The 8,322-nt window shown below is 62.1% G+C and carries 10 protein-coding genes and 1 pseudogene; 7 read left to right on the top strand and 4 right to left on the bottom strand.

The features are described from left to right. Positions 1-71: 71 nt before the first annotated feature. Positions 72-899, top strand: coding sequence for a sterol desaturase family protein (locus tag AC1D1L_RS28885; RefSeq protein ID WP_477344643.1), 828 nt, complete (start codon positions 72-74; stop codon positions 897-899). Between the two features lie 34 nt (positions 900-933). Here the strand turns inward: AC1D1L_RS28885 and AC1D1L_RS28890 are convergent, their stop codons facing one another. The 3 genes from AC1D1L_RS28890 to AC1D1L_RS28900 all read right to left on the bottom strand — a co-directional run bounded on the left by AC1D1L_RS28890 (position 934) and on the right by AC1D1L_RS28900 (position 3,728). After that, complete coding sequence (locus AC1D1L_RS28890) at positions 934-1,236, bottom strand: DUF982 domain-containing protein (RefSeq protein WP_477344644.1); 303 nt, start codon at positions 1,234-1,236, stop codon at positions 934-936. Between the two features lie 156 nt (positions 1,237-1,392). Further along, on the bottom strand, positions 1,393-3,474 hold the full coding sequence (locus tag AC1D1L_RS28895) for an ATP-dependent helicase (protein ID WP_477344646.1): 2,082 nt from the start codon (positions 3,472-3,474) through the stop codon (positions 1,393-1,395). 89 nt (positions 3,475-3,563) lie between these two features. Continuing rightward, on the bottom strand, positions 3,564-3,728 hold the full coding sequence (locus AC1D1L_RS28900) for a hypothetical protein (RefSeq protein ID WP_352558027.1): 165 nt from the start codon (positions 3,726-3,728) through the stop codon (positions 3,564-3,566). A gap of 139 nt (positions 3,729-3,867) precedes the next feature. Here AC1D1L_RS28900 and AC1D1L_RS28905 point away from each other — a divergent pair, with 139 nt between their 5' ends. Continuing rightward, positions 3,868-4,041, top strand: coding sequence for a hypothetical protein (locus AC1D1L_RS28905; protein ID WP_477344648.1), 174 nt, complete (start codon positions 3,868-3,870; stop codon positions 4,039-4,041). A gap of 319 nt (positions 4,042-4,360) precedes the next feature. Here AC1D1L_RS28905 and AC1D1L_RS28910 read toward each other — a convergent pair whose 3' ends face one another. After that, entirely contained in the window at positions 4,361-5,329 is a 969-nt protein-coding gene (locus tag AC1D1L_RS28910; RefSeq protein ID WP_477344650.1) for a LysR substrate-binding domain-containing protein, read from the bottom strand. Positions 5,330-5,440: 111 nt separating this feature from the next. Between AC1D1L_RS28910 and AC1D1L_RS28915 the strand changes: the two genes are divergently transcribed. The 5 genes and pseudogenes from AC1D1L_RS28915 to AC1D1L_RS28935 all read left to right on the top strand — a co-directional run. Further along, a complete protein-coding gene (locus AC1D1L_RS28915) occupies positions 5,441-6,274 on the top strand; it encodes a hypothetical protein (protein ID WP_352585158.1) in 834 nt (277 codons plus the stop codon). A gap of 49 nt (positions 6,275-6,323) precedes the next feature. Next, on the top strand, positions 6,324-7,250 hold the full coding sequence (locus tag AC1D1L_RS28920; RefSeq protein ID WP_477344658.1) for a DMT family transporter: 927 nt from the start codon (positions 6,324-6,326) through the stop codon (positions 7,248-7,250). Continuing rightward, positions 7,243-7,464 carry a hypothetical protein gene (locus AC1D1L_RS28925; protein ID WP_477344652.1) on the top strand — a complete coding sequence of 74 codons (222 nt, stop codon included), beginning with the start codon at positions 7,243-7,245 and terminating at the stop codon, positions 7,462-7,464. The genes AC1D1L_RS28920 and AC1D1L_RS28925 overlap by 8 nt, the downstream gene beginning before the upstream one ends. A 168-nt stretch (positions 7,465-7,632) precedes the next feature. Beyond that, on the top strand, positions 7,633-8,079 hold the full coding sequence (locus AC1D1L_RS28930; protein WP_477344653.1) for a Ros/MucR family transcriptional regulator: 447 nt from the start codon (positions 7,633-7,635) through the stop codon (positions 8,077-8,079). 81 nt (positions 8,080-8,160) lie between these two features. Next, positions 8,161-8,322, top strand: a pseudogene (locus AC1D1L_RS28935) (IS5/IS1182 family transposase); the annotation flags it as partial.

Below are 8,322 nucleotides of genomic sequence, written 5' to 3' on the forward strand. Positions count from 1 at the left end.
CGTCAACAATCCGTTCATCCCTTGGCTATTAATCTCTGGCGAGCCGATCTCCGGCTGCAGCGAGGGCAGGGGTGTCCGATCTCGTAGACCTCAAGGCGGTGCTGGTCATCGCGCTTATCTTCATTCCGCTGGAGCGGCTGTTGCCGCTGCATGCGGAGCAATCATCGACGCGCCGGCATTGGCTGAACGACGTCGTCTACCTCCTGTTCAACGGCATTATCATCAAGGTCGGCCTGCTCATCGTGATCGGCACAGCCATGCTGGTGCTCCACCAGTTTGTTCCGGCCGGGCTTACGCAGGCAGTGCAGTCGCAACCGGTCTGGCTGCAGGCGGTGGAGGTTCTGGTGCTGGCCGATACCGGCTTCTACCTGGCGCATCGCGCCTTTCACGCCGTTCCGTTCCTGTGGCGCTTCCATTCGATCCACCACAGCATCGAGGAGATGGATTGGCTGGCCGCGCACCGCGTCCATCCTGTCGACCAGATCCTGACAAAATCGGCCTCGTTCGTTCCGGTTTTCGCGCTCGATTTTTCGAGCATCGCCATACTGATCTTCACACTGATCTATCAGTGGCAGTCGCTGTTCATCCATTCGAACACGCGCATCAGGGTCGGTCCGTTGAAATGGCTTCTGGCGTCACCGCAGTTTCATCACTGGCATCATGCCAATGAGCGTGAAGCCTGGGACAAGAATTTCGCCGGGCAGCTGCCTTTGCTCGACATGCTGGGCGGCACATTGTTCATGCCCGACAGGATGCCGCAGAAATACGGCACCGATGACCCGGTCCCGCCGCTCTACCATCAGCAGCTTGCCTATCCGTTTGTCGGCAGCACCGAACAGCTCCCACAGCCGGCGAGGCTGGCCGAAGCCTCACCGACGTCGGCCGGCAAGTCCGATTGATCTTTCTCTGGTCAGGTTTGGTCCAGCAGCCGTCTCAGGCGGCGTAGCCACCATAGCCGCGCGCGACCGGCTTGACCGAGATGATCGGCTGGACGGGTGGCCAGAGGATGCCCGCCGTCACCGCAAAGGTGATCAGCGCATCGCGCGCGGCCTCAGTCGAGATTTTGCCGGCACGTGCCGCCTCGCAGGCCTTTACCGCGGCGCCGTAGCTCAGGCGCCGGCGCGACGGCGGAAATTCGGTCAGGAAATCATGCATTTCGAACAGCGAAGCGAGCATGCGTTTGTGGCCGGCGCCAACGCTGACGGCTACCGGAGTGAAGAACATTGCGTCGTGCATTCTGGCCTCTCTGGATGGGCGGAGGTGACGGCGCCTGCCGCCCTCCGATCACGGGTTGGACGCCAGAAAACGCGACCGGCGGCCTGAGGTTCCCTGCGAATTTCGGTTTGGATGGCGCCCCCTGAGTGCGTCCCGCAATCGAGCGCCGCTCGCCGGCTATTTCCACATGCCGCGCATGCGGGCGCCGAGGTCGACCCGCACGTCAGGTCTGTGGCGCGGATCGTCCTTTGCGTGAACGCTCGCCCACGAGGTCTGCTCGAAGGCGCCGAGGATCGAGGCCGGGATGAAGCGGCTGCGCGAGGCGTAGACGTTGCGGTCGCCGCGCGCCGGCTGGTTGTGCGGATAAAAGCGCTGCGGCGTCACCAGGTGCAGGCCGTCCTTGGCCCGCGTCATCGCGACGTAAAGCAGCCGGCGCTCCTCCTCGACGTCTTCCTTGGTGCCAACGCCGAGATCGGCCGGGATGCAGCCGTCGACGGTGTTGAGTACGAAGACGTTCTTCCACTCCTGGCCCTTGGCCGAATGGATGGTCGACAGGATCAGATAGTCCTCGTCGCGATGCGGCGGCCCGGCCTGGTCGCTGGTCGCATCCGGTGGATCGAGCGTGAGTTCGGTCAGGAATCGCTCGCGCGAGGCATAGCCGGAGGCGATTTGCTCGAGCTGCATGAGGTCGGCTCGCCGCGTCGTGGCGTCCTCATGTATGCGCTCCAGATGCGGCTCGTACCAGAGCCTGACCTGTTCGAGATCGGCCGGCCATTTGCCTGACCTGGCGCGCAGGCCGGAAAACAGGGAAACGAATGCGGGCCAGTCCTCCGCAGCGCGCTGCGGCGGCCGGAAGCGGGCCAGCCCCATCGCTTCGTCGAGCGATGTCGCCATGGTCTCGACGACGGCGCTGGCCGCCGAAGGGCCGATGCCGGGCAGAAGCTGCAGCACGCGAAAGCCGGCGACCCGGTCGCGCGGGTTCTCGGCAAAGCGCAGCACCGCCAGCACGTCCTTGACATGGGCCGCGTCGAGGAATTTCAGCCCGCCGAACTTGACGAACGGGATGTTGCGGCGCGTCAGCTCAATCTCCAGCGGCCCGCTGTGATGCGAAGCGCGAAACAGCACCGCTTGCGATTTGAGCACCGTGCCGGCCTCGCGCTCGGCAAGGATCGCCTGGCAGACATAATTTGCCTGTTCGGCCTCGTCACGCACGCTGACCAGTTTCGGCTTTTGTGAAGATTTGCGCTCCGACCACAGATTCTTGGTGAAGCGCTCCGACGCCTCGGAAATCACCGCATTGGCCGCCGCCAAAATGGTCTCGGTCGAGCGGTAGTTGCGCTCCAGCATAATGACGTCTGCGGCTCGCGCGAATTGCTGGGGGAAATCCAGGATGTTGCGCACCTCGGCGGCGCGGAACGAATAGATCGACTGCGCGTCGTCGCCGACCACCGTCAGTCCGGCGCCGTCCGGCTTCAGCGCTGAAAGGATCGAGGCCTGCAGCCGGTTGGTGTCCTGGTATTCGTCGACCAGCACATGATCAAAACGGGATGAAAGATGCGTGGCGATTTCAGGCTCGACCGCCATCTGCGCCCAGTAGAGCAGGAGGTCGTCGTAATCGAGCACGTTCTGCGCCTGCTTGGCGTCGACATATCCGGCGAACAGCTCTTTTAGCTGTTCGGCCCAGCCCGAGCACCAGGGGAACGCCGCGCCCAGCACCTCGCCGAGCGGCGCCTGCGCGTTGACAGTGCGCGAATAGATCGCCAGGCACGTGCCCTTGGTCGGAAAACGGCTTTCGGTCTTCGAAAAGCCGAGCTCATGCCGGGCAAGATCCATCAGGTCGGCGGAATCCTCCCGGTCGTGGATGGTAAAGGCCGGATCGAGGCCGATCGTCAGCGCATAGTCGCGCAGCAACCGGGCGCCGATGCCGTGAAACGTGCCCGCCCAGGCCAGCGCGTCGGCGATGACGGACGCGTCGCGGCCCAGCACCTCGCCGGCAATGCGTTCGACCCGCCTGGCCATTTCGGTGGCGGCGCGGCGCGAGAACGTCATCAGCAGGATGCGCCTCGGATCGGCGCCCTTGACGATCAGGTGCGCAACCCGGTGGGCCAGCGTGTTGGTCTTGCCGGAGCCGGCGCCCGCGATCACCAGCAACGGTCCCGCGATCTGGCCGTCGCCATGTTCAACGGCCAGCCGCTGCTCGGCGTTGAGCTTGGCGAGATAGGCGGGTTGCAAGGTCGAATCATTGATGGCGATGGTCATCGCTCATCAAGCATCGTTTCTGCTTTGTTCGCAACGGGCTAGCGCAGCCCGGCCTCTACCGGGCTTTTATCCCTGTGGAGATGGCTGGCCTACCTCCGCGGAGCGACTCCCATTGCCGCCGACTGGCGTCGCAAGGTGCGTTCATCGCCGGGCATCGGCAGCGGATCGAAATCGTCAGGCACCTCGTCGATGACTTTTCTGGCGGCACGATAGGCCGCATAGGCGACAAGGCCGGTTATGAGCAGACGGATCATGGCGCGATCTCCTTCGGGCAACCAACCCCGGGGGCGGCATTTGGTTCCAGCCGGCGGGAGGCGTCGCCTGCGGGCGTGCAACCAAAGCCGAACCACCTCGTTGCCCTTACGAAGGAGAGGGCAGACCTAGGAGGTTGCCATGAAGAGGCTTCTGATTCTGTTTGCCGCAGGCCTGGCGCTCGCGGCCTGCGACAGCGACATCCAGCCAACCAAAGCCCCCGGTGCTCGATCAAACGCCGCAGACGGATTCGGCGCCAAAGCCGGCAACCGGTGGCGAACAACCGTCACCGGCGCAATAATCGTCTCAAAATAGGGTGAAGCGGAACAGCGTCTGAGTGAAGAAGGCCGGCGCTGCTCGGGAGGAAGCTGGAAGCGCCGGCGAAGCGGGAAAACAGGCCCGCCGCACGACCGAAGATAGCTGAGTCTTTCCTCTGCGTCATGAGGTGAGCGCACAAGTCTCCTGGGCGGCCCGGCGCAACTGCAAAAACCAACAGTAGAACCTGAAATTTTTGCCGGAAATCATCGATCCGGTCGGACAGCTTTGCGAAAATACCCGAAGCCGTTGGTAGGAAACTATGGTGAAGTGCGAGAAATAATAGTGAGCTGAGCAATAACTCTCAGTAGGAACGACCTCAGGCCATCGCCTGCCGCAGCACCGGGCCGCTGGCGATCTCGGCATCCAGTTGGCACTGCGTCAGCGCCGCCTCGGCCATGATCCACTGCTTGAACAATTCCACCTTGCGCGCGTAGGGCGCGGTGACCGGGCTGACGAAATACCAGCCGGCGGTGTTGGGGTGGTGTACGGCAAACGGCGCCACCAGCCGCTCGGCGCGGATGTCACTGGCCATATAGGCGCGGTTGGCAACTGCAAAGCCCATGCCGGCATTAGCCGCCTCGTAGGACATCATGCAGGAATCGAAATAGATGCTCTTGGCCTCGCCGAGCACGGAACTCGCGCCGGCAAAACCCAGCCACGACTGCCAGTTCTGCGTGCAGGTGTCGGAATGCAGCAAGGTGAAATACCTGAGGTCGTCCGGCGTCACCTTTGACAGCGGCCTGTCGCCGAGAATCTCATGGAACAGCCTCCTGCTGCATACTGGCGTCAAATCCTCCTTGAACAGGAGGTCCGCCGTCAGGTCGGGAAAGCTGCCGTCTCCATAGCGGATCTCCAGGTCGAACTCGGAGGTGGCGAACTCATTGGTGGCGTACGACGTCGAGACCCGCATCTCGATTTCAGGATATTGCCGCTGGAACAGCGGCAGCCGCGGAAACAGCCAACGCGCGGCGAAAGTCGGCAGCACCGAAATCTTCAGCACATGCGCCTGCGACTGTCCGGTCGCTTCCATGCTGGCCGCCACGATCCGCTCCAATGCCTCGCGAACGCGCGACACATAGGTCTCGCCCTCGGGCGTCAGCGAAACCGCATTGCCGCCACGCTGGAAGATCTTGAAGCGCAGCTGGTCCTCGAGGCTTTTGACGCGCTGGCTGACCGCGGAAGCAGTAATAAACTGCTCTTCGCCGGCGCGCGTAAAGTTACGGTGCCGGGCGGCACTTTCGACAATCTTCAGCGAATTGAGGTTGACCTGACTGAGCAGACGCACGGGTTTCGACCTTAAGCTGGGCTTACACTAGCACCAGCATTCCTAATTTTACAGGGGTGGGCGAATTAATCGACTGTTTACCAAGTGATGCCCCCACCCTGGAGAAGTAGAATGAACGCCCATACCATTCCCGATTTGCGCTGTGCGATGAGCCGTGAAGCCATTATCGGTCACGAAACAGCCTGGAAAGTGTCGAGTTTTGGCGTTGCGCAGTATCTGCACGGCTACGACCCGGCGTTGCTGGCGGCGATCGAGGAGGCGGCGTTGAAGCTCAAGTCCAGCCACGCCGTGCACAAGCATCTCGATCTGACCTTCATAACCGGCGCCGATCGCTTCATCCCGGAGATCAAGGAACTGCTGCATGACAAGCTGCGCCTGGAACGGCTGTCCGACATGATGGGCACAAAGCTCGAGCCTTACCCGCTGTCGATCGTCGGCTCAACCGTCACCTTCATGAATCCGAAGGACGGCGCGGTCGACTGGCATTGCGACGGTGTTCCGGTCACCGAACTCATTCCGCTGTCGATCAGCAATCCGCTGGTTGGCGGCCATCTCGAAATCTACTGCGACGATTCCGAGACCGGCCGCGCCGTCCTCGAATCCGGCCGCGAGATCCCGCGAAACCGCATCATGCGCATCGACCATAAGATGAACTACGCGACGCTCGGGCAGTTTCTTGGCGTTCTGCACCGGACGGCACCGATCCAGTTCGGTGAGCGCGTCACGCTGGTGCTCAACCAGCGCTCGGTGGCCAAGCCCTATGTCGATGACAACCGCATGTTCTATCTCGCAGCCGACAATGATCATGATCGCGAATGGGTCAACGAGCTGGCCGAAGACGTCTGGACAAACCAGCTGCCGGCCTATCGCCGCTTCGAGGAAGAGCGTCTGGTTGCGGTGGCGGCCGATGCGCCGTTCCCGGGCGGCTCAAGGGAATCATGGTAGCCTGAGCATAGAAGTGGACACCGGTTTGACCGTCGGTTCGGAAGAAATCATGGTCGGCGACGGAAACAGGGCGCCATCCCGGCGGTTCCGGGATGGATCGGGCTCGCCATCGGCCCTGGTCTTCGCCGCCGGCGCGGTCGCGCTGTGGTCGACCAACGCACTGGTCGGCAAATCCCTGCTGGCCAGCCACCCGGTGTCGCTGGTGCAGTTGCTGCAGTTTTGCGGAGCGGCGCTGGTGTTCGCCGTCATCCATCTGGCGAGCCGCAAGGACACGGCGCCGGAAAACGCAGCCACGGGTGCTCGGGCGGTCGCGGTCGGCATCATCGGCCTGGTCGGTACCATGGTGCTGCAATACATCGCCTTTGCCTCCATGCCGGTGATCGAGGCCAATCTCGTCGCCTACACCTGGCCGCTGATGGTTGCGGCGGCGGTCATCGTGCTGGGCAAGCCGCAGCGCCCCGTGCTTCTTGGCTTGACTGCCGTGCTCGGCTTTGTCGGCGTGGCGCTGGTGATCTCGGGTGGTCGCGGCCAGCCATTTCTCCAGGGCAGCATCGTCGGCTATCTCGCCGCCTTCGGTTCAGCACTGTGCATGGCGTTCTATTCGATCGCGGTCGCTCGCCTGGCCACACCGTCGGAACGTTTGCTCTTGCCTTCGGCACTGGTCGGTGTCGGCCTGACCTTGCTGTGGTGTGTTCACGACGGCGCGGCCTGGCCATCTGGCGCGGACGTCCTGCTTGGCCTCTATCTCGGCGCCGGTCCGATGGGGCTTGGCTATTATTTCTGGTCGCGCGCCTTGAAGCTCGAAGGCGGCGGCAAGGTTGCGGTTGTCGCCTATTTGACGCCGATCGCCTCGACGCTGCTGCTGACGCTGTCCGGTGAGAGCCTGACGCTGACCGCGATTGCCGGTGCGGTCCTCGTCATCGGCAGTTGCATTGCGGTGGGCATAGAACGCTCGGAGGCTGGAAGCCATGCTTGACGACGATGAACGCCTCGCCAGACAGGAAGCATACTGGCTGATCAAGGAGTTCGGCGCCGAGGCGCCGCTCTATGCCGCGATGAAAGCCGAAAAGGCGATCGAGCAAAAGGATTTCGGGCGGTGCGCCCGCTGGAAACGTATTCTAGAGATATTGGCCGACTCCAGACCCGTCAGCTCCGCAACAACGGCGAAATCGGCCGCGTCGAAGTATTAGATTTTCTAATTTGCAACGTTGCAACCGGATGTGGAAACATCCTCCTGTACCGATTCTTGATGATTTACTCACGCTTAACGACCCGCTGGGGGGTGCTGTTAAGTGGATACATCGAGAACACTCTTCAAAAAAAAGCCGGCAACTGCATCACCGGCGGGAGAAAACAAATTGCAAACTCTCGACAACAAGACTGCTATTGAACTGACCGCCGACATTGTATCGGCCTATGTCGGCAACAATCCATTGCCAGCTTCTAGTCTACCGGACTTGATCGCAAGCGTCAGCGCTTCGGTTCGTAAGTTGGGCAGTGCCGCCGCCGTGGAGAGCCCTGTGCTTACCCCGGCCGTCAATCCGAAGCGTTCGGTGTTTCCCGACCACATCGTCTGCCTCGAGGACGGCAAGAAATTCAAGTCGCTGAAGCGCCACTTGATGACCGATCATGGCCTCAGCCCGGACGAGTATCGCACCAAATGGAGCTTGCCGCCGGACTATCCGATGGTGGCGCCGAACTATTCCGCGACCCGTTCGGCATTGGCCAAATCCTCGGGCCTCGGCCGCAAGCCGGCTGTTCCGGCCGCCACGGCCAAGGTGACGAAGCGCAAGACGAAGGCCTGACCTAGCAGGCTGTTGAAGAAGTGCTGGCGCGGGTGTTTGGGTCGTGATTCACTGATCCCGAGATGATTTGGGGATTTTTGGATGCGCGGCTCAGACGAACGGACAGGTTCGCTGTTTTCGTATGTCGACCTTGAGGCGCGGGTTCGCCGCGACCATCCGTTGCGAGTGATACAGGAGATCGTGAACGCGGCTCTCGTTGCGATGGACCGAGATTTTGCTGGGCTCTATCGGCCGGGGCTCGGC

This window comes from Mesorhizobium sp. P2_D6, from assembly GCF_056404315.1.

Bases quoted from the DNA above. Each gene is read 5' to 3' on its own strand.
- AC1D1L_RS28890 (WP_477344644.1), bottom strand. From the start codon at position 1,236: ATGCACGACGCAATGTTCTTCACTCCGGTAGCCGTCAGCGTTGGCGCC.
- AC1D1L_RS28895 (WP_477344646.1), bottom strand. From the start codon at position 3,474: ATGACCATCGCCATCAATGATTCGACCTTGCAACCCGCCTATCTCGCC.
- AC1D1L_RS28900 (WP_352558027.1), bottom strand. From the start codon at position 3,728: ATGATCCGTCTGCTCATAACCGGCCTTGTCGCCTATGCGGCCTATCGT.
- AC1D1L_RS28905 (WP_477344648.1), top strand. From the start codon at position 3,868: ATGAAGAGGCTTCTGATTCTGTTTGCCGCAGGCCTGGCGCTCGCGGCC.
- AC1D1L_RS28915 (WP_352585158.1), top strand. From the start codon at position 5,441: ATGAACGCCCATACCATTCCCGATTTGCGCTGTGCGATGAGCCGTGAA.
- AC1D1L_RS28920 (WP_477344658.1), top strand. From the start codon at position 6,324: ATGGTCGGCGACGGAAACAGGGCGCCATCCCGGCGGTTCCGGGATGGA.
- AC1D1L_RS28925 (WP_477344652.1), top strand. From the start codon at position 7,243: ATGCTTGACGACGATGAACGCCTCGCCAGACAGGAAGCATACTGGCTG.